A 20,302-nucleotide genomic window follows, 5' to 3' on the forward strand; every position below is an offset into this window, starting at 1 on the left:
TCCAGAATAGTATCTAGTGCAAGTACCAATAGACCAAGGCTGTATTTCTCTAATTGTAAAACAGGCCGTAGGCGATTTTCTCCGTAGTTTTCGTATCCAAACATAAGTCATATATAATGGATGCTACCGGATTATTAGTAGCCTTATTGTTGCGAAAAACAATTGTATAGAAGCGTATATTTTCAATAATTTCAAATGAATTTTTTTCTATTACCAGTAGTTGTATCCGCCATATATTAGACTAGAATAATATTATACTATAATATCGGTTTATTATTACTTATATTTAATACTGAAACGCGCACAAGAAACCGGAAAAAACAACGCCAGCCCGGCCAGATTTTCCGGCCGAAAACTGGCTTTAGTCTGGGATTAAAATATTCAGAAACAAAGTGTTAGGTGGAAACTGCTCCCGCGATAGCTTTCAGCGCGGCAGCGCCGCAACTATGGGTGCAGGCTTTCCATCGGCATCAAGCGGCACGATGCGCAGCCGTGTCAGGCGATTCTTTTCCTTCTTCAGGACGGAAAAGCGCTTCCCGTAAAAGGTGAAAGCCTGTTTCACTTCGGGAATGGTCTGGGTCTCATGAATGACCAGACCGGCAATCGTTGTCGCTTCCTCATCCGGCAAATACCAGTCAAGCGCGCGATTGATATCGCGAATCGGCAGCGATCCGTCGACAATCACCGAACCATCCGGCTGCAGGCGAACACCCTGGATTTCGATATCGTGTTCGTCGGCAATATCGCCGACGATTTCTTCCAGAATATCCTCAAGCGTCACCAGCCCCTGCACGTCACCATACTCGTCGACGACGATGGCAATATGCGCCTTGCGGCGGAGAAACGCGTCGAGCTGGTCCTGCAACGTGGTCGTGTCGGGCACGAACCACGGCTTGCGCGCAACCTTCATGATGTCGATGCGCTTGAAATCATTGTCGACGTCGTAAAGCGCGCGCAGCAGGTCCTTGGTGTGGATAATGCCGACAATATTATCGATATCGTCGCGCCAGAGCGGCATACGTGTATGCGGGCTGGCCAGAATATCGCGCACGATCTCATCCGCCGGAGCATCGGCATTGACGGTGCCCATCGAGGTCCGGTGCACCATGACGTCGCTGACTTCCAGCTCCTTGAGGTCGAGCAGGCCGCCCAGCTGGTCACGATCTTCCTTGATGAGCGACTTGTCGCGATGCAGCACCTCGACCGCACCGCGCAATTCCTCCTGCGGGCTCAACATGGACCGACCGGCGGCAAGATTGATGCCACAGAGCTTCAGGATCGCGCGCACAATGCGGTTCACCGCACTGGAAATCGGGCCGAGGATCAGGACGACCAGCGACACGCCGCGTGCAACGGCAAGCGAAAACCGGTCTGGACCGGAAATCGCCCAGGATTTCGGCAGCACTTCCGCGAAAATGACCAGAATGACCGTCATTGCCAGCGTGGCATAAGCAACGCCCGCATCGCCGAACAGGTTCAAAAAGATGCTGGTGGCAATGGAGGACGCCAGAATATTGGCGAGGTTGTTGCCGATCAGAAGCGCACCGATCAGCCGGTCGCGACGACTGATGAGGCGCTGGACCAGCCCTGCGCGCTCGTCGCCATTATGTTCGAGCGTGTGCATCCGGGCTCGAGACGCCGCCGTCAGCGCCGTTTCAGACCCGGAAAAGAATGCAGAGAGAATGACGCAGAGCAGGATGATGCCGCACATAACCCAGAGCTCGAAAGCCATCCGCCTTATCCTCTTATAGCAGGGCGCTAAGATGCTGACGCATCACGCCCTGAAGTTGCTCAATCGCCGCACGGGCTTAACCAAGTCTTGATGAGCCAAACTCACCGAGACTTGGTATTATTTCGTTTCCAGACGTTCTTTCAAAAATCCCAGCACGGCGGCTGGCGGCACGTCCTTGGCAATAAAGGACTGGCCGATGCCGCGCGTCAGGATGAAGGTGAGCGCACCACGCGCCACTTTCTTGTCCTGCGCAATATAATCCATCAGCTTTTCCGCCGGTGGCAACCCGCCCGGAACATCCGACAGCCTGTATGGCAGGCCGACCGCCTTCAGATGCGCTTCGACACGCTCCGCATCCTCGATGCCGCACAGGTTCATCTTGACCGAAAAGCGATGGGCCAGCGCCATGCCGATAGCCACACCTTCACCATGCACAAGACGGGTCGAATCGTAGCCCGTTGCCGTTTCCAGCGCGTGACCGAAAGTATGGCCGAGATTGAGAAGCGCCCGGTCACCGGTTTCGCGCTCGTCGCGCGCAACAACGGCTGCCTTGCAACGGCAGGATTCAGCGATGGCTTGCGTCCGTGCCGCCCCGCCGGAGAAGACCTCCTGCCAGTTCTGTTCCAGCCATTCGAAAAAATCCGGACGGTCGATCAGGCCGTATTTCGCAACTTCGGCATAACCGGCCCGGAATTCACGCGGGCTCAGCGTATCGAGAACCTCCGTATCCGCCAGAACCAGCTGCGGCTGATAAAAGACACCGACGAGATTTTTACCGTGTGCCGTGTTGACCCCGGTCTTGCCACCGACCGAGGAATCCACCTGCGACAGGAGCGAGGTCGGCATCTGCACGAAATTCATACCACGCCGCACGATACCGGCGACGAAGCCCGAAAGATCGCCAACCACACCGCCGCCAAATGCCACGACCGCGTCGCCACGCTCCAGACGCGCCGCCAGTACGGCATTGGTGACGGTTTCCAGCGTGCCGAAGGATTTTGACTTTTCACCCGGTGCAACAATCACCGGCGTCACATCGACACCGGCCTTGGCGAAGCTTGCTGTCAGGCGCTCCAGATGAGCCTTGGCAACATTTTCGTCCGTCACCACCGCCACGCGCACGCCTTTCAGACGCTTCGCCAACTCCTCGCCTGCACGATCCACCAGCCCCTTGCCGATCAGAATATCGTAGGAGCGGTTGCCAAGCGACACGGGAACAGTCGTAACATCCTGGGCGATGGAAGGCGCGTTCATGCGTAGTCTCCAATACATGCGGCGAAGACATCGGTGGCTTGTTCTACCGGACCGATTATGCCTCTAATCTTTCGAGATGATCCGCCAGAACATCGAGCAGTTCGGCAGCGATCACTTCCTTCTTGTCATCCCGCGTCATCAGCTGAAGGTCGGCCAACGCATAGACGGGATAACGTTCATTCATCAGCCGCAGCATGACGCCGCGCGGATCGCTGTTTTTCAGCAGCGGGCGGTTCTGGCGGCGCGATACGCGCTCCATCAGAATATCGATTTCCGCATTGAGCCAGACGGAAACACCTGCACGACCGATTGCCGCGCGTGTTTCGGCATTCATATAGGCCCCGCCGCCGGTGGCCAGAACCATCGGTCCGTCTTCGAGCAGGCGCATGATGACGCGACGTTCGAGATCGCGGAACTCGACCTCGCCATATGCTTCAAACAATTCAGGAATGGTCATGCGGGAAACCGCTTCGATCTCCGTATCGGCATCGCGAAACGGCAGGCCGAGCAAGGCTGCAGCCTTGCGTCCGACGGTGGATTTGCCTGCACCCATCAGCCCCACGAGCACCACGACTTTCGAACCGAGAAGATCGCGGATCAGCTCCGCTTTCTCATGTAGATTGTTTTGTTTTGTCGTGCTGCTCATTGACCTCGTCCATTTGCTCCGGTTCCACATGAAAAACAGGGCGGCGTCAATTGCTTTGATTGGTTTTCAGGGCGTGCATGGCCGCAAGCAAGGCTTTTTTGCATGATTGGGCTCTTGTCTCCTCTTTCATTCCTCCTCCTTGCTTTCGTCCCAATGCCACAGCATAAAAGATGAATGCCTACGCTAACGCGCCTCGTCCTCTTTCTCGCCCTTGTCGCCGCCGTCGTTTATGGCGCGATGTATGCACTTGCCAATTTCGTTGAGCCGGACACACGCGAGATCACCGTCGAAATACCGGCTTCGAAGCTGAAACCGGTCACGATTGCGCCTCCGTCAGCTCCCGCAGCCGAGCCTGCCCCTGCGGAGACCGCCGATACGGCGCCCCAATCGCCGCAGACACCGCAGGAATGACAATGCGCGCATCACTGGCGATCGAGAACTTTCTGGAAATGATGAGCGCCGAACGCGGCGCGGCGGAAAACACGCTTGAATCCTACCGGCGCGATCTTGAGGCGGTGGCAGAGACGCTGTCGGCCCGAGGCGTCAATCTTGCCGAAGCGGGAGCCGACCATATTCGCAGCGCCATCGATGCCATGGCAACGGAAGGTTTTGCCGCAACATCGCAAGCCCGACGTCTGTCGGCGCTACGCCAGTTCTTCCGCTTTCTCTATTCGGAAGGTTATCGGCAGGACGATCCAACCGGCACGGTCGATGCGCCGAAAAAGCAGAAGCCTTTGCCGAAAATCATGAGCGTTGAGAACGTCACAAAACTACTCGACCGCGCAGCACTTGAAACCAGCGAAGAAGCGGAACCGGCAGAGCGCTTCAAGGCGCTGCGTCTTCACGCTCTCATTGAAACACTTTATGCCACCGGCATGCGCGTTTCCGAACTTGTCGGCCTGCCGGTCGGCGTTGCGCGCACCGACCACCGCTTCCTGCTGGTTCGCGGCAAAGGCTCCAAAGAACGTATGGTTCCGCTTTCGCCCAAGGCACGTGAGGCGCTGCAGCGCTTTCTCGCCTTGCGGGATTCCCTGCCTGGCAGCGACGACAATCCGTGGCTGTTTCCGGCTTTTTCGGAAAGCGGCCACCTGGCGCGTCAGGTTTTTGCCCGCGAATTGAAGGGGCTTGCCGCACGGGCAGGATTATCGGCGGCAGCCGTTTCACCGCACGTGCTCCGCCATGCTTTTGCCAGCCATCTGCTGCAGAACGGTGCCGATCTGCGTACCGTGCAGCAATTGCTCGGCCACGCCGACATTTCAACGACGCAAATCTATACGCATGTGCTGGAGGAAAGACTGCATAAGCTTGTCAGCGAGCATCATCCGCTTGCCGATTAGCCTCTGTCCGGTTATGAGAAAGTCGAAAATTTGCAAGATGAGCCAGTAGTGAATATGTAAAGCGCCGTAAAACAGCCTTTTTCAGGCTCGCAATAGCGCTAATCCCTTTGGAAAACGCACGAACAGTCAGGCCCGATGTACAACTATCTCGATTTTGAAAAACCCGTCGCCGACCTCGAAGGCCAGATTCTGGAGCTGAAGAAGCTCGCACAGGAACAAGGCAGCGTCGAGATGAGCGACGAGATTCGTCGCCTCGAGAAGCGTTCGGCCGATGCGCTGAAGGACATCTATCGCAAGCTGACCCCGTGGCAGAAGACGCAGATCGCCCGCCATCCGGACCGTCCGCATTGCCTGGAATATATTGACCGGCTGTTCACCGAATTCACTCCGCTCGCCGGTGACCGCAAGTTTGCCAATGACGAAGCTCTCCAGACTGGTTTTGGCCGCTTCAACGGTCAGGCCGTTGCGATCATCGGGCAGGAAAAAGGTTCCGACACCAAGACGCGCCTGAAGCACAATTTCGGCTCGGCCCGTCCGGAAGGCTATCGCAAGGCCGTCCGCATCATGGAAATGGCGGACCGTTTCCAGCTGCCGCTCATCACTTTCGTCGACACGGCAGGCGCCTATCCGGGTGTCAGCGCCGAAGAACGCGGCCAGGCTGAAGCCATTGCGCGCTCGACTGCAGAATGCCTCCGGCTGCGCGTCCCGGTCATCTCGATCATCATCGGTGAAGGCGGTTCGGGTGGCGCAATCGCCATCGCCGTTGCAAACCGCGTCTATATGCTTGAGCATTCAATCTATTCGGTGATCTCGCCCGAAGGTGCTGCGTCGATCCTCTGGCACGATTCCACCCGCGCCAAGGATGCCGCCTCAAGCATGCGTATCACCGCACAGGACCTGTTTGACCTGAAGGTCATTGACGGTGTCATTCCTGAACCTATGGGTGGCGCGCATCGCGGCAAGGAAGCCGTCATCGATGCGGCTGGCGATATCATCACAGCATCGCTGCGCTCAATGAAGGATATCGACGGCGAAACGCTGAAGCAGGAACGCCGCCAGAAATTCCTCGAAATCGGCCGCAACATCTGATTTTCACCGCGAATTGGAGCGCATCCCGAAAAGTGTAATACGGTTTTCGGGGGTAAGATGCGCGGTTCAGAACAAAAAGAAGACCCGTCCGGGAGGCCTCGCGCCTCCCGGATTTGCATCATGCTGCAAATTCGGCCATATTGCCGACGCGCTGGATTTCAAAGCATGTCGCGGAAAAGTGGAAACCGGTTTTCCGGAACCGACATGCTCCAGAAAATAAACAGCTAAAGCGCATCGCAAAGATATGATAGAACGCGACGCGCTTTAGCTATCTGAGCAAGGATTTATAAACGATACCGTAAGGTTTCGGTTTTAAAATTCGACGTTCAGGAAATTGGCTTTTGCTCATAAAGTCTCTGGCGTAGCTCTAACAGACTCGATGCGACATGAAGATCAGAACCGCAATTCTAGGCTCCGTAATGGCAACCGCGCTCCTCGCCGGCTGTCAGGGTTCGTCCGTATCCGATCTAAGCCTCCGGGCCGAGAAGCCGCTTCCCGAGAAAGTCGTTGCCAAGATGAAGGCGAAGGGCATGACCCGCACCTCGCCAATCATGGTACGCATTTTCAAGGAAGAAGGCACACTCGAGGTCTGGAAGCAGAAGAACAACGGCAAGTACGACCAGATCGCGTCCTACGACATCTGCAAATGGTCGGGCAAGCTCGGGCCGAAATATATCGAGGGTGACCGTCAGGCGCCGGAAGGTTTCTACAACGTCCGCCCCGCCCAGATGAATCCGAATTCGAGCTATTATCTCTCGTTCAACATCGGTTTCCCCAACGCCTATGACCGCGCCAATGGCCGCACGGGCCAGCACCTGATGGTGCATGGCGCATGCTCGTCGTCGGGCTGTTACTCGATGACCGACGAACAGGTTGCCGAGATTTACGCCTTCGGTCGCGACGCCTTCAAGGGCGGCCAGCGCGATTTCCAGATTCAGGCGTTTCCGTTCCGTATGACAGCTGCCAACATGGCGCGATACAAGAGCGACCCGAATTATTCCTTCTGGAAGATGCTGAAGCAGGGCTACGACTCTTTCGAGGTCACCAAGGTGCCGCCGAAGGTCGATGTCTGCGAAAAGCGCTATGTGTTCAACGTCGCGACACCGGACGGCCAGCCTCTGTCCGCAACGGACGCCTGCCCGCCATCGGCTGGCGGCGAGGCCATGTCCTATGCGTCTTACGAAAAGACCTACCAGTCGGCATTCAGCGCCAGCCAGAAGGCACCGGCACCGTCTATTCAGGGCATCGCCGAAGCCAAGCTCGTCTCCGCCTGGAGCGCTGCGCGTGCACGCGGCGAAAAGGTAACACGGGAACCGCCGTCACTCACCGCTTCTTCCGCTGAAAAGGCGGGCGCACCGGACATTCGCCCGGCAACGCCAGCCGCACAGCCGACAGCCATTGCTGCAACGCCGCAACCGGCTGCTGTTCCGGCTCAGCCGACGACACAGACCGCAGCTGTGCCCGCACCACAGCCAAACCCGGCTGCAGCGCAGGCTGCTCAGTCCGTTTCACCCCAAGTCTCACCGATGACGACGGCCAGCACGGTGGCGCAGAATGTCGAACAGCCGGCAGCTGTCGCAGCCCCCGAACCGAAGAAGCCATGGTGGAAGATCATCGGGAACTGATGGCCTTGCAGGATGACATTCCTGTCTACGACCTGAGGGGGCTTAAATGCCCCCTTCCGGTTTTGAAAACCCGCAATCGTCTGGAAAAAATGCCGAGCGAAGCGCTTCTCTGGGTGGAAGCGACCGATCCGCTGTCCGGCATCGACATCCCGCATTTCTGCACGCAGGAAGGCCACGCCCTGGTCGCGCAGGAGCACCAAGGGACGTTGCATCGCTTCCTTATTCGCAAGAAATAAGTATCAGCTCCGAGGCGAAAAACCCGGAATAGCCAGCGGATTTTCCATCAGCGCGGCACGGTCTGGCCTATCGAGCGCAGGACGCCCCAAAAACGCATCAAAAAGCTCGCGAACATAGGTTTCCGGCAGATCCTTCACGATCATCACCAGAAGCGTTTCGCGTTTATCCTGCGGCCATTGCGGCAGGCGCGCTGGCGGATGGAATATCTTCTGCACCCCATGAATCACGACAGGGCGATCCGGGTCTTCGGCAATCTGCACGATGCCCTTCACACGCAGAAGCTTCTCGCCATGCGTCGAGCGCAAAAGATCAAGGAACATGTCGAAGGTCGATAGCGGGATCGGCGCATCGTGACGAAGCGAAAAGGACCGGATCGCATCGTCATGGTGATGATGGTCGTGATCGCAATCCGGCCCGCATACATGGTCATGCCCATGATGAGAATGCCCGTGATGGGAGTGGTCATGATAACCGGCCTCATAGGCTTCCGCCTTGAGCCAGCGCTGCACGTCCGCCGATTTCGTTTCCGGATTATAGAGACCGCATTCAAAAAGCGCCGCATAACCCGTGCGCTGTTCACCAGCTTCCAGAATGTCTGCGCCGGGATTGAGCGCATGAAGACGCGCCTTCAATGCCGCCAGTCCTGACTGCGCTTCCGGCAGATCGGTTTTGGTCAGCACGATGCGGTCGGCCATTGCCGCCTGCTTGACGGCTTCCTCGTGATTGTCGAGCGTCGCCATGCCGTTGACGGCATCCACGGTCGCCAGAACACCGTCCAGCCTGAAAGCCTGCATGAGCACCGGATGCCCCATGATCGAATGCAGCACCGGCGCCGGATCGGCGAGCCCGGTGGTTTCGATGATGACGCGCTTCAACGCCTTGATGCGCCCGGTCTGGAGCCGGTCGATCAGGTCGGCCAGCGTATCCACCAGCTCGCCGCGCACCGTGCAGCACAGGCAGCCGTCGGAAAGCTCGATCACGCCCTCGCTCGCCTGCTCAACCAGCAGATGATCAATGCTGATCTCGCCGAACTCGTTGATGATGACCGCCGTATCGCTCAGCGCCGGATCTTTCAGAAGCCGGTTGAGAAGCGTCGTCTTGCCTGAACCAAGAAAACCGGTCAGCACGGAAACGGGAATGGGATTCGGCATATCAGTTGATCGCGGTGGTTTTGGCACCGGCGGAACGCTGCGGACGCGGCATTGGCACCGGAATCTGCGAAATGTCGAGCTGGCTCGGGCGGGTCGTCGAACCCGGTTCGGAAACCAGACCGACGCGAACCGGAACCGGATCGCGATCCATCGCATGGATATAAGGCGAATTGATTTTCAGCTTACCCTCGACATCGCGACCGTCCCAGCGATCGGCCATGGCCTGCTGGCTGCAGATAGCCTTGCGCATATCGACGGCCTGATTGAGATTTCCGCCGGCTGCGGGGCGCAAGGTCGCCAATGTAGCGCCACCGCTCGCATTTGCCCTGAAAGCGTCAGTCATCAGCTGTGCTGCCTGAACCGCGCGCGCTTCCTGCCGGTCCGCACCGAGAACAATTGCCAGCACGGTCCGACCGTTGCGCGTGGCCGAACTTGCAAGATTGAAGCCGGATGCACAGACGAAGCCGGTCTTCATCCCGTCCGCCCCGTCATAGCGGCCAAGCAGGATGTTGTAATTGGCCTGAACTTTCTTGCCCGCGCCCGGATCGATCGCCTCGGTCGCAAAATAATGCGCATATTGCGGAAATTCGCGGCGCAGCTGCACGGCCAGAACCGCCAGGTCGCGAGCCGTTGTGTAGTTATTGGGATTATGCAAGCCGTTCGGATTGGCGAAATGCGAGCCGACCATACCGATACGCTGCGCTTCCGCATTCATGCGCTGCACGAAACCGGATTCCGTTCCGCCCACGGCCTCGGCAACGGCCACCGCAACATCATTGGCCGACTTAACCAGCATGATCTTCAACGCCGTATCGAGCGTCATGACCGATCCCGGCTTGTAGCCCATCTTGCTCGGCGGTTCCTTGGCGGCGTTGACCGTCATGCGCACCGGCGAATCCAGCGTCATCTGGCCCGACTGAAGCGCACGGAATGCCACATAGGCCGTCATCATCTTGGTCAGGGAAGCGGGATACCAGCGCTGAAAAGCTTCCTGCTGCTGGTAGACCTTGCCTGTTGCCACATCCACTGCGATCGAGGGATTAGCGGCGGCGGACGCCAGTGCGGTCGCGGACAAGCCAACAGCTGCAAACCAGATTTTCAATGATTTCGACATCATTCCGTAGTTCCAATCGAAATAGCCTGCAACTTCTGCGGGTTCGAATTGCTCTATAATGGGAGATTAACGCTTTCTTTATCTATGCCATGTGGCGATGAAAAGGCAAACAGGGATTGCCCGCTTTCACCGAAACGTCATATCCTGTTTCCTTCAAATCACGCCCAATCCGGGGAGCCATCAGAAAATGCCAGTGTTGAATCGTGCCGTTGAAACGCAAGCGGAAATTGCCGCATGGCGCCGAAAACTGCACCAGAATCCTGAACTTCTCTATGAAGTGCACGAAACTGCACAATTTGTCGAAGACAAGCTGAAATCCTTCGGTTGCGATCTTGTGGAAACAGGCGTCGGACGCACAGGCGTGGTTGGCATCATCAAGGGTCGCCATGGCGATGGCCCGGCAATTGGCCTGCGCGCCGACATGGATGCCCTGCCCATCACCGAAACGAGCGGTGTCGAATGGGTCTCGCAAAATCCCGGCAAGGCGCATTCCTGCGGCCATGACGGACACACCTCAATGCTGCTGGGCGCAGCGCAATATCTCGCAGAGACCCGCAATTTCCGCGGCTCGGTCGCGCTTCTGTTCCAGCCTGCCGAAGAAGGCGGCGCCGGTGGCCTCGCCATGGTCGAGGACGGCGTGATGGACCGTTTCAACATTTCGGAAGTCTACGGCATCCACAATATGCCGGGCCTGCCGGTCGGACAGTTCGCGATGCGAAAAGGCCCGATCATGGCAGCGACGGATGAATTCGATCTCTTCATCACAGGTCGCGGCGGCCACGCAGCGCAGCCGCATCGCACCATTGATCCGATTCTGGCAGGTTCCCAGCTGATGATCGCCCTTCAGGGCATTGTTTCGCGCAATGTCGATCCGCTTGATTCACTTGTGATCTCGGTGACGAAGTTCATTGCGGGCGAGGCTTATAATGTGATCCCGGAAAAGGCGACGCTGTCGGGCACGGTCCGCACGCTCAAGAAGGAAACCCGCGCCTTTGCCGAACGCCGTATCCGTGAAGCTGCCGCCGGTATCGCAGCCGCCACCGGTGTGGAAATCACCGTGCGCTACAAGAACAATTATCCGGTCACCTACAACCACGATGCGCAGACGGAGTTTGCCGCCCGCGTCGCCAGCGCTGTGGCGGGCGAAGGCAAAGTGGATGAGAGTGTCGAGCCGATGATGGCGGCGGAAGATTTTTCCTACATGCTGGAAGCGCGTCCCGGCGCCTATATCTTCCTCGGCAATGGCGATACGCCCGGCCTTCACCATCCGGCCTATGACTTCAATGACGATGCCATTCCCTATGGCGTCAGCTATTTCGTAGCGGTAGCGGAAACGGCGCTTGCCGCCTGATAGCTGAATAAATCCGCCTGCCCCGCTTTTTGCGGGGTTGGCGACCAGCATGAAAAACAGTATGTGTCTGAAAGCATTCGCAATGCTGGAATCATCAGCGAATGCTCATCGGTTGGTCCCGTAGCTCAGTAGGATAGAGCGACAGATTCCTAATCTGTAGGTCACAGGTTCGATTCCTGTCGGGATCACCATTCAATTTCCTTAGTTCGTTGAAAAGCTTTAGTGCTAGAGATCAGATACAAGTCCCTGATTTTGGTGTCTTCCGGCTTACCCCAATCCGTCGCGTTTCCTACGGTCTCTGGTCTCGCTACAGCGTATTCTACATCGTCGTCAGGCCAGCCTGCTTAATCCACAACTCTCGATAAAGCTCAGAGGATTGAATAAGATCTTCGTGTGGCCCCATTGCCACGACAGCACCATTGTCTAGAACGATGATTTTATCAAAGTCTCTGACGGTAGAAAGGCGATGCGCAACTGCGATAACAGTTGTATCTGCGTCAAGCGACGCAATTGCATTCTTAATCAAGCTTTCACTATTGGTATCGAGAGCGGAGGTGGCTTCGTCAAGAATAAGAACGGGCCGATTTTGTAGGAAGGCGCGTGCGAGTAAAATGCGTTGTTGTTGACCACCCGAAAGTCTCGCTCCCCTCTCTCCAACGACTACGTCAAAGCCCTTCCCGTCCGGGGCTAGCTCTTCAATAAACGAAGATGCATCTGCTAACTCGGCTGCACGCTTTATCGCTGCATTGTTGGAGATTTCCGCGCCAAACGCGATGTTTTCTTTTATCGACCGATGAAACAGCGCGTCGCTTTGCGCAACGACTGAAAAGACGCCTCGTAGCTCGGAAATCTTCACAGAGCGAATATCCTGCCCATCAAGCGCAATCTGTCCTGCATCAACATCGTATAGTCTCAGCACTAGATCGATAAGCGTAGATTTACCTGCTCCAGAGGGCCCAACGATACCAACCTTCTGCCCAGCCTCTATCTCAAACGAGATATTCCTCAAAGTTTGTTTTATTCCATAAGAGAAACTGACGTTATGCAATGAAATGTGTGGTGGATTGGACACCCGTAGGCGCTCACTGCTGTCTTTAACGATTGGTTTTGCCGTAACAGTCGAACGCGCATCTCTGATAGTGCCAAATGTCTGAGTTAGTCCTTCCCACACCCCTACAAACCAACCAGCATCCGCAGCCATGCCCCCGGCTAAGGTAATTCCTGCAACAAACTCACCAGGCGATATCAATCCCTGTGCTAATCCGTATAAGCCCAATGCGAGAATACTGGAAACCAGACCTGTGTTCAGCACACGAATGAACAGCCCGGCAATCGTTGTTAAACGGTTAATATCGAGGTTTGTTTTGTGTTGCTTATCAATTCTTGAAAGAACAAAACTGTTCTCTGTATCATAAGCAAATAAGGTCTTTATCGCACGAATATTTGAAAAATATTCTGTAATAGCGCCGTTTACGATGCTGGACGTCTCGGAAGTTTTTTCAGCTTGAGCATTGAACTTTGGCACAAGATAGATCGCTAACAATCCATTTAGTAAAATCCAAATCAACACTGGAACAACAAATAGAGGAGCAAGATAGGAAATAAGAACGGCAGAACCTGCGAAACGCACAAAGCCGAGTGGGAAACGACCAGCTAGAATTTCTATACCCGATTGCACTGCATTCGAGAGTTGCCCTATACGCCCGGAAATCTGGCCGGCGTGGTGCGAATGGAAATATTCCATACCATGTTGAGAAGCAGCCTTGTGCGACTGCCAAAGGGCAGATGATTTTGTCTGTGATCGAAGCGCCTGCATTCGAAGCATGTAATTGACGAGCCAGAGTGCAGGATCAGCTACCGCATAAGCGACAATCAACGAGCCAAAAAAGGTGATCGTTGCAGAAGTTAAATTAAGCTCGGGCGAATGCGCGACCATATCAACGATATACGCCACAGCCCACATTCTAAGCAGGTCAATCGCCGTAAGGGCAGCACCAGACAGCGCAGATGCCACAATCAGCCACCGAAACGGTTTTATGAGAACAAAGAAAAGTGCGAGCGCAGTACGCGACTGATGCGCCCGCAGACCGTGATGGTGAAAATCAACTAACTGTTCAAAATACTTAAAAACTCTTTGAAGCAAAATCAGTCCTCAACTATCTGACCAACAACTTTACCAGCAATGGAAGCGCTTCGCAGATATGTTCGGGTAACGGGATATTCTTCCATAGGGTTTTCAAAAATATCGCGAGCATGAAACCCGTTCGCATTATTGAGAAGGATAAGCCTCCGGCTTTCCTGCGGAATTGAATAACGGATCGGATTGGTCGAAATAGCTGTCTTGATTTCAGCGGTGACGTCTTCTGCTTGATCGACGCTAGTACCAGCCCGACCTTCAAAAGTACCATTCATAAAAGTTGTAATTGAACCGTCTAGAGCGCGGGTAAAAATTGCCGCCCTTGCGCGCCTATCTACAACCTTAACATCAGATTGGCCGTTATCATAAACAGCGGGAGTGAGACTGAAACAGTATTCCTGCGACAATCCTACCTTTTCGATGATATGAGAAAAACTCGAAATTGTGCTCGTCGGAACCCAATAAAAGTTGCCTCTATCGTGGTAGTTGATAAACACATTAAAAATGGAAATGTGGTCTGGAACTGACAGTTTGCCATCGACAATCGACCCATCAGAATGAAAATCCAGAACATCAGTAGGAGAGAGGCCGCGTATACCTACGCGATCTAGCTTCTTACTATTATCTTTTGACGCAGTAAAAATTGAAAACGGCGTTTTGTTCTCACGATCGGGTAAGCTCGGCATAATTGCTTGTGTAAGTGAGACTGCAATCAAGGAACCTACGATTGCATCAACGGTGGCATCTTCAGACACTTGCGGTACGTCAATAGCAACGATCCCGACCAATGGATGATCAAGCTGATGCCGGATTTCGGGAATTAGATCGGCAAACAAGAGGGAAGCTTGTTCGGTCAACCTGCCCATTACCAATTTGTCTCGCGTATGGGCTAGCGAGAGGGGAGCGTCATCGATCCGTAAATTTTTGCAGGCAAAATCGCGGGCATACTCGACACTTATCGAAAAAATTGGGGCCTGAGATTGAACGGCATTCATCAACATATCCTCTCCCATTAAAAACGAAAGGGGCGATAATAATCGCCCCTGTAAATAAATTTTTATACAGGCTTGTTGCCCGAACCATTTTTATCATTATACCCTAGAGTGGAGTGGCTATCCGTGCACTCTGGTCGCGTTAGCGTGATAGAAAGCCCCTTCGTCAGAGCTTCTATTGATACTTTATCTTTAAGGTCAATGTGCATTGTATTACTCCCATATTGTTTACCTTCCAATGAAGGCCAGTAAACCGTAACCAACACAAAGGATATGAAAAGCGCAATTCATTGGCAGTATTAATTGAGTATTAAGTAATTTTTCGAGATAAAATGCTAGCATTTCTGCCCATCAATAAAGCAGATGGTAGATATGATTGAGGAACGTCCAGTTGGTGCGAAAATTACAGAATACTGGCAATCCGTTACCCTTCATAAGGCCAGTTGGCCTGTGAAAACAGGCCACCATCGACCCAGATCGTCTGACCCGAAACAAATCGTGCTGCATCGGATGCCAGAAACAGCACTGGACCGGAAATGTCCTCCGCTGTTCCCACCCTGCGCAGCGGCGTGATGCGTGCCCAGGTGCCGGCATAGTCGGGCTGTTCTTCTGCTGTGCGTTCATTGAGGATCGCGCCGGGGGCCACGCAATTCACCCGGATGCCGTGCGGCCCGAGCTCCACCGCCGAAGCCTTGGTGAACTGCTCTATGCCGCCCTTCGATGCCGTGTAGGAAACCAGTTTCGGAAAGGCGAGCTTGTTGCAGCCTGATCCGATATTGACGATGGCGCCGCCCTTGTCGGCCTCCACCATGCGCTTCGCGGCAGCCTGCGTATTGAGGAAGCAGCCTTTCAGATTGGTGCGGATGACATCGTCCCAACCATCCTCGGAAAGTTCCAGCAAGGGTGCCCAGGTCTGGATGCCTGCATTGTTGACCAGCACATCGGGCGCATCACCGAACCAGTCGCAGACCTCATCGAAGAAGGCTTCGACCTCGACACGTCTTCCAACATCGCAGCCAAGTCCCAGCGCCTGACCGCCCGCCTCTTCGATGGCTTCGACGAGCGATTGTGCAGCTTCGTCATCGTGCTTGTAGCTGAAGGCCACCGTGTAGCCCGCATCGGCAAAAGCACAAACGAGATGCCTTCCGATGCCGGTGCTTCCGCCCGTGACGACTGCAAATTCACCCATGCTAAATCCCTCCCGGAAGTATTCCCGGTCACGAATTTAATAGGTTTTCAGCGATGGTAAACCGGCAAAAAACAAAATAGCTTCCGTATAAATGCGAGGAGAGAAAATGAACCCTGACATCAAGGAAGCCAATGGCGCGTGCCACTGCGGGACCGTGCGTTTTCGCGTCAAACTATCCAATGGCCTGCACACAGCACGGCGCTGCACCTGCTCCTATTGCCGGATGCGCGGGGCCGTCGCCGTTTCCGCAGAACTCAATGGGGTTGAAATACTGGAAGGCGAAGATGCGCTCACGCTTTACACGTTCAATACCGGTGCGGCTAAGCACTATTTCTGCTCGAAATGCGGGATTTACACCTTCCACCAGCGCCGATCCAATCCGCAGCAATTCGGTGTGAATACCGCCTGTCTCGAAGGCGTCTCGCCTTTCGACTTCAAGGTCATTCCGGTCAATGACGGCGTGAACCACCCATCCGACAATCCGAACCGAAAGGGCTCGGATGTCGTGGGCTATTTGCGTTTTGAACCGGTCGTTGACGGGGACTAAATCCGCGCGCGCCGCTTGTGCTCGTTCTTCTCCCATGAAAACAGAACTGGCGGCAGCGGATCAAGGCCACGAATAATATCCGCACCCTTTTCGCCGATCATGATGGTCGGCGCATTGGTGTTGCAGGATGGAACGCGTGGCATGATCGAGCTGTCGCAAACCCGCAAGCCTTCGAGCCCCCGCACTTTCAGATCAAGATCGACAACGGCCATCGCATCCGTCCCCATCCTGCAGGTGCCGACCGGATGATGATCGGTCTTGGCATTGGCACAGGCATAATCGAACAGATCGTCGTCACTGACGACCTTCGGTCCCGGCAGACGCTCGGCCATGACATAGGGCTTCAACGCATCCTGTTGCATGATTTCGCGCGCGATCTTCAGACCTTCGAGCGACATCTTGCGATCATGCGGGTCACTCCAGTAATTGGGGTCGATCAGCGGTGCCGCAGCCGGGTCACTGGAAGCGAGCCGCACGGTTCCGCGCGAACGTGGATGCAGATAGGCGGAATTGAGTGTCACGCCTGCATTTTTAAGCCTCTCCACACCTGCCTCGATGCCCGAACCAAGCCCCAGATGAAACTGAATATCGGGCGAACGCGCATCCAGGTCCGCATACCAGAAACCGCCGGTTTCAAAGAGGCTCGACGCCACCGGACCGGAGCGCAGCAGAATATATTGCAGCCCCGCGCCCAGTGTTCGGTGCAGCTTTGCCACGCCATCATAGGTGTGATCGCCTGTACATTCGGCAATGACAAAGAGATCAAGATGATCCTGCAAGTTTTCGCCCACACCCGGCAGATCATGTTTCACATTGACGCCGAGTTTTTTGAGATGATCGGCAGGGCCGATGCCCGATTGCAGCAGGAGTTTCGGCGAGCCTATCGCGCCGGACGAGACAATCACCTCGCGGTTGGCGCGCAAGACCTCACCGCTCATCAGCGTGACCCCGGTTACGCGGGTCTTTTCCAGCTCGATACTGCGTACCGGCGCATTCATGCGGATCGTCAGGTTCTTGCGATCTTTGATCGGCGCGAGATAGGCAAGCGATGCGGAGGAACGGCGGCGATTGCGTTGCGTGAGCTGATAAAAGCCGACGCCCGCCTGTTCGCGACCGTTGAAATCCGGATTATACGGAATGCCCAGTTCCTGCCCGGCACGGATATAGGCGTCGCAGATCGGCAGTGGTGCGGATGGCATCGAAACACCAAGCGGCCCGCCATAGGAATGAAAATCATCGTTGAATCGCTGGTTGTCTTCGGCGCGTTTGAAATAGGGCAGCACATGGCGATAATCCCAGCCGGTGCAACCGTCTTCGCCTGCCCAGAGATCGTAATCAGCAGCATTGCCGCGCGTATAAATCTGCGCATTGATGCTGGAGCCTCCGCCGATGACTTTCGCCTGCGTGTATCGAAGCACACGGTTTTTCAGGTGCTTCTGTGGGACGGTTTCCCAGCCCCAACTCGCCACGCCCTTGGTCATCTTGGCAAAGCCGGCAGGCATGTGAAACAGCGGATTCCAGTCGCTTCCACCGGCCTCCAGCAACAGCACTTTTACCGATGCATCTTCGCTCAGACGATTGGCGAGAACACAACCGGCAGGCCCGCCACCCACGATGATATAATCGTATTCCATCACGCTGTTCCTAAAGCTTTGCAATCGACAGGCCACCGTCAGCATTGATCGCCGAGCCCGTCGCAAAAATGAAATCGCCACCGGCAAGCCCGGCCACAATCGCGCCGACATCACCCGCCTCGCCCCAGCGTTTCATCGGCACCAGACCGGCTTCGATCAGCCCGTCATAACGCTCGGCAACTTTGGCTGTCATATCGGTGCGGATGATGCCGGGGCGCACCTCGAACACGCCGATCCGCGCTTCGGCCAGCCGCAGCGCAAGCCCCTGCACGAAGGCAGTCAATCCGGCTTTGCTGATGCAGTAATCAAGCCGCTCCGGCGAAGTCATCACGGAGGAAACCGAACTAATCGTCACGATGCTGCGTGGGAAACGCACTTCGGTTGCGGCCAGCATGACCTTCACCACGGCCTGGGTGAAAAACACCGTGCCGCGCAGATTCACATCCATGATCGTGTCGAAGTTTTCGGGCTTCAGCCCGAGGAAATCGCCGCGCTCAACCGAGCCCATGCCCGCATTGTTGACCAGACAATCGATGCCGCCAAATTCCTTCAGCACCGCGGAGACGGTTGCCTCATGCATTCCAACGGCAGCCAGATCGCTTTCAAAGAAAGCCACTCTTCCACCAAGATCGCGCAATTCATCGATGACGGCCTCATCACGCTCACGGTCGGTAATCGCCAGATCGAACCCCTTGGCAGCGAGCGTGCGGGCAATGCCAAGCCCGATCCCGCGCCGCCCGCCGGTTACCACTGCAACAGGTCTTTGACGGTTCATGCCAGCACCTCCCGGTTAAGACTGTCGGCCACGCGCAAAGCCTGCGCGGCGATGGTCAGCGCCGGATTGACCGCCGCCGATGTCGGCAGGAACGACGCATCGACCACATAGAGATTTGGATGGTCATAAGCGCGGCAATAAGGATCAAGCGGCGCGGTCGCCGGGTCGTTACCGATGCGCACCGTGCCGCATTGATGCGATGGCGTGCGCCGGTCGAAAGCCCGCGACAGCACCACCGGGAAACTTGCCTGCCTGAGCGCGGATTTGAGCTTATCGACCAGCATCAGATGCGCCTTCCAGTTGGAACGCACCCAATGCAGAATGATGCGGTCGCCATCAACTGTCACGCGGCTTTCAGGCGATGGCAGGTCTTCGCTCATCGCGTAAAAATCGATCGTATGACGCGCAACGCGAGTCAGCAGCCATTCCGGCACGCGGGGCATATTGGCTTTCAGGATTTCACCCGACACGCGGCCAAGCAGTTGCACATTGCCAAGCGGCGGTCCGCCTGCTCCATCCGACAGATAATAATCATTGAAACCGAAAGTCTTCTGGTGGATGGAATCGTTGCGATAGCGCGGGTCGAAAGCGATCACCGCGCTGGAATTGTGGTTCATGAAATTGCGGCCCACCTGATCGGAACGATTGGCAAGGCCTGAGCGCAGCAGAAGCGCAGCCGACTGCACCGCACCGGCTGAGAGAATAACGAGCTTTGGGCGCAGAATCAGCGTCTCGCCACTCTTCACATAATGAACCGCTGTGATGGTTTTGCCATCCGGTCCGGTTTCCAGCTTCGTTACCCGCGCCGAGGCTTCCAGCCGGACATTCGGATGTTTGAGCGCAAGTGCTAACGGACAGGATTCCGCATCCATCTTGCCGTCATCGCTATTGGGAAATGCATCCCATGGTGTCTTTGCCTTGGCCAACCAGCGATCAATATCAACCCCAAGCGGCAGGGAAGCCGGGTGAAGCCCCGCTTTCTTCAACCGCGCACGCACATCGGCCATTGGTCGTTCGTCACGGATCGCCGGATAGGGATAGGACTTTGAATGTTCCGGTTCGGTCGGATCATCGCCCAGTTCGCCCCGCACCTGAAACAGCTGTTCGGCACGGCTATACCACGGCTCAAGCTCGTCATAGGCAAATGGCCATGCCGGAGATACGCCTTCCAGATGCGCCATCTCGGCAAAATCCTCGCGGCGATAGCGGATCAGCACCGCGCCAAAGAACTTGGAATTGCCACCGACATTGTAATAATTACCGGGATTAAACGGCGTACCGTTGGTCTCATACCAGAACTCTTTCGGGCGAAAAAATCCACGCTGGAAAATGGCACGCGGGTCGCGGTTTTCTGGCCTGTCCGGCAAGCGCTCTCCTGCCTCAAGAATAAGAATGTCCGCACCTGATGCGGCAAGACCAGCGGCTATGCTCGCGCCGCCGATACCCGATCCGATGATGACGATATCCGGCTGTCCTCCCAAAGCCGCCTCCC

General features: G+C 55.7%; 18 protein-coding genes and 1 tRNA gene. 8 read left to right on the forward strand and 11 right to left on the reverse strand.

Annotated features, from left to right (window positions below; all coding sequences use genetic code 11):
* Positions 1 to 424 precede the first annotated feature (424 nt).
* The 3 genes from CES86_RS12180 to CES86_RS12190 form a co-directional block, all read right to left on the reverse strand.
* Positions 425 to 1,732 carry an HlyC/CorC family transporter gene (locus CES86_RS12180; RefSeq protein WP_094514493.1) on the reverse strand — a complete coding sequence of 436 codons (1,308 nt, stop codon included), beginning with the start codon at positions 1,730 to 1,732 and terminating at the stop codon, positions 425 to 427.
* Between the two features lie 117 nt (positions 1,733 to 1,849).
* Positions 1,850 to 2,986, reverse strand: coding sequence for a 3-dehydroquinate synthase (aroB, locus tag CES86_RS12185; protein WP_012091116.1), 1,137 nt, complete (start codon positions 2,984 to 2,986; stop codon positions 1,850 to 1,852).
* A gap of 55 nt (positions 2,987 to 3,041) precedes the next feature.
* Positions 3,042 to 3,632: a shikimate kinase gene (locus CES86_RS12190; protein WP_010657616.1), complete on the reverse strand. Its 591-nt coding sequence runs from the start codon at positions 3,630 to 3,632 to the stop codon at positions 3,042 to 3,044.
* Positions 3,633 to 3,806: 174 nt separating this feature from the next.
* Here CES86_RS12190 and CES86_RS12195 point away from each other — a divergent pair, with 174 nt between their 5' ends.
* The 5 genes from CES86_RS12195 (at position 3,807) to CES86_RS12215 (ending at position 7,919) form a co-directional block, all read left to right on the forward strand.
* Complete coding sequence (locus tag CES86_RS12195; RefSeq protein ID WP_012091114.1) at positions 3,807 to 4,043, forward strand: hypothetical protein; 237 nt, start codon at positions 3,807 to 3,809, stop codon at positions 4,041 to 4,043.
* A 2-nt stretch (positions 4,044 to 4,045) separates the two neighbouring features.
* Positions 4,046 to 4,969 (forward strand): site-specific tyrosine recombinase XerD, encoded by a 924-nt coding sequence (xerD, locus tag CES86_RS12200; RefSeq protein WP_094514494.1) that lies wholly within the window; start codon positions 4,046 to 4,048, stop codon positions 4,967 to 4,969.
* Positions 4,970 to 5,104: 135 nt separating this feature from the next.
* Positions 5,105 to 6,058: an acetyl-CoA carboxylase carboxyltransferase subunit alpha gene (locus CES86_RS12205; RefSeq protein WP_010657619.1), complete on the forward strand. Its 954-nt coding sequence runs from the start codon at positions 5,105 to 5,107 to the stop codon at positions 6,056 to 6,058.
* Between the two features lie 386 nt (positions 6,059 to 6,444).
* On the forward strand, positions 6,445 to 7,683 hold the full coding sequence (locus CES86_RS12210; RefSeq protein WP_010657620.1) for a L,D-transpeptidase family protein: 1,239 nt from the start codon (positions 6,445 to 6,447) through the stop codon (positions 7,681 to 7,683).
* A complete protein-coding gene (locus tag CES86_RS12215) occupies positions 7,662 to 7,919 on the forward strand; it encodes a sulfurtransferase TusA family protein (protein WP_036596460.1) in 258 nt (85 codons plus the stop codon). The genes CES86_RS12210 and CES86_RS12215 overlap by 22 nt, the downstream gene beginning before the upstream one ends.
* Positions 7,920 to 7,922: 3 nt before the next feature.
* Here CES86_RS12215 and CES86_RS12220 read toward each other — a convergent pair whose 3' ends face one another.
* Both CES86_RS12220 and CES86_RS12225 read right to left on the reverse strand, forming a co-directional pair.
* The gene (locus tag CES86_RS12220; protein WP_094514495.1) at positions 7,923 to 9,071 is read right to left on the reverse strand and encodes a CobW family GTP-binding protein; all 1,149 of its coding nucleotides are present in this window, start codon (positions 9,069 to 9,071) and stop codon (positions 7,923 to 7,925) included.
* Position 9,072: 1 nt separating this feature from the next.
* The gene (locus CES86_RS12225; RefSeq protein WP_094514497.1) at positions 9,073 to 10,188 is read right to left on the reverse strand and encodes a D-alanyl-D-alanine carboxypeptidase family protein; all 1,116 of its coding nucleotides are present in this window, start codon (positions 10,186 to 10,188) and stop codon (positions 9,073 to 9,075) included.
* Between the two features lie 184 nt (positions 10,189 to 10,372).
* On the opposite strand from CES86_RS12225, the gene CES86_RS12230 reads away from it, so the two are divergent.
* Together CES86_RS12230 and CES86_RS12235 are read left to right on the forward strand one after the other, a co-directional pair.
* Positions 10,373 to 11,536, forward strand: a complete 1,164-nt coding sequence (locus CES86_RS12230) for a M20 aminoacylase family protein (protein ID WP_094514498.1) — start codon at positions 10,373 to 10,375, stop codon at positions 11,534 to 11,536.
* A 114-nt stretch (positions 11,537 to 11,650) separates the two neighbouring features.
* Positions 11,651 to 11,727: transfer RNA gene (locus CES86_RS12235), tRNA-Arg, on the forward strand.
* 128 nt (positions 11,728 to 11,855) lie between these two features.
* Here CES86_RS12235 and CES86_RS12240 read toward each other — a convergent pair.
* The 3 genes from CES86_RS12240 to CES86_RS12250 all read right to left on the reverse strand — a co-directional run bounded on the left by CES86_RS12240 (position 11,856) and on the right by CES86_RS12250 (position 15,854).
* Entirely contained in the window at positions 11,856 to 13,679 is a 1,824-nt protein-coding gene (locus CES86_RS12240; protein WP_094514500.1) for an ABC transporter ATP-binding protein, read from the reverse strand.
* A 2-nt stretch (positions 13,680 to 13,681) separates the two neighbouring features.
* Positions 13,682 to 14,674 carry a hypothetical protein gene (locus CES86_RS12245; RefSeq protein ID WP_040129068.1) on the reverse strand — a complete coding sequence of 331 codons (993 nt, stop codon included), beginning with the start codon at positions 14,672 to 14,674 and terminating at the stop codon, positions 13,682 to 13,684.
* Positions 14,675 to 15,089: 415 nt separating this feature from the next.
* Positions 15,090 to 15,854 carry an SDR family NAD(P)-dependent oxidoreductase gene (locus tag CES86_RS12250; protein ID WP_012091091.1) on the reverse strand — a complete coding sequence of 255 codons (765 nt, stop codon included), beginning with the start codon at positions 15,852 to 15,854 and terminating at the stop codon, positions 15,090 to 15,092.
* A 106-nt stretch (positions 15,855 to 15,960) separates the two neighbouring features.
* Between CES86_RS12250 and CES86_RS12255 the strand changes: the two genes are divergently transcribed.
* On the forward strand, positions 15,961 to 16,401 hold the full coding sequence (locus CES86_RS12255; RefSeq protein WP_012091090.1) for a GFA family protein: 441 nt from the start codon (positions 15,961 to 15,963) through the stop codon (positions 16,399 to 16,401).
* Here the strand turns inward: CES86_RS12255 and CES86_RS12260 are convergent.
* From CES86_RS12260 to CES86_RS12270, 3 genes are read right to left on the reverse strand one after another with little or no spacing between them, the layout of a single operon-like run.
* Positions 16,398 to 18,035 (reverse strand): GMC family oxidoreductase, encoded by a 1,638-nt coding sequence (locus CES86_RS12260; protein WP_094514501.1) that lies wholly within the window; start codon positions 18,033 to 18,035, stop codon positions 16,398 to 16,400. The two genes, CES86_RS12255 and CES86_RS12260, sit on opposite strands and share 4 nt — an antisense overlap.
* 10 nt (positions 18,036 to 18,045) lie before the next feature.
* Complete coding sequence (locus CES86_RS12265; protein WP_012091088.1) at positions 18,046 to 18,810, reverse strand: 3-ketoacyl-ACP reductase; 765 nt, start codon at positions 18,808 to 18,810, stop codon at positions 18,046 to 18,048.
* Entirely contained in the window at positions 18,807 to 20,291 is a 1,485-nt protein-coding gene (locus CES86_RS12270; RefSeq protein ID WP_094514502.1) for a GMC oxidoreductase, read from the reverse strand. The genes CES86_RS12265 and CES86_RS12270 overlap by 4 nt, the downstream gene beginning before the upstream one ends.
* Between the last annotated feature and the right edge of the window lie 11 nt (positions 20,292 to 20,302).

Origin of the sequence: Brucella lupini (genome assembly GCF_002252535.1) — a bacterium.
Lineage (GTDB): Bacteria > Pseudomonadota > Alphaproteobacteria > Rhizobiales > Rhizobiaceae > Brucella > Brucella anthropi.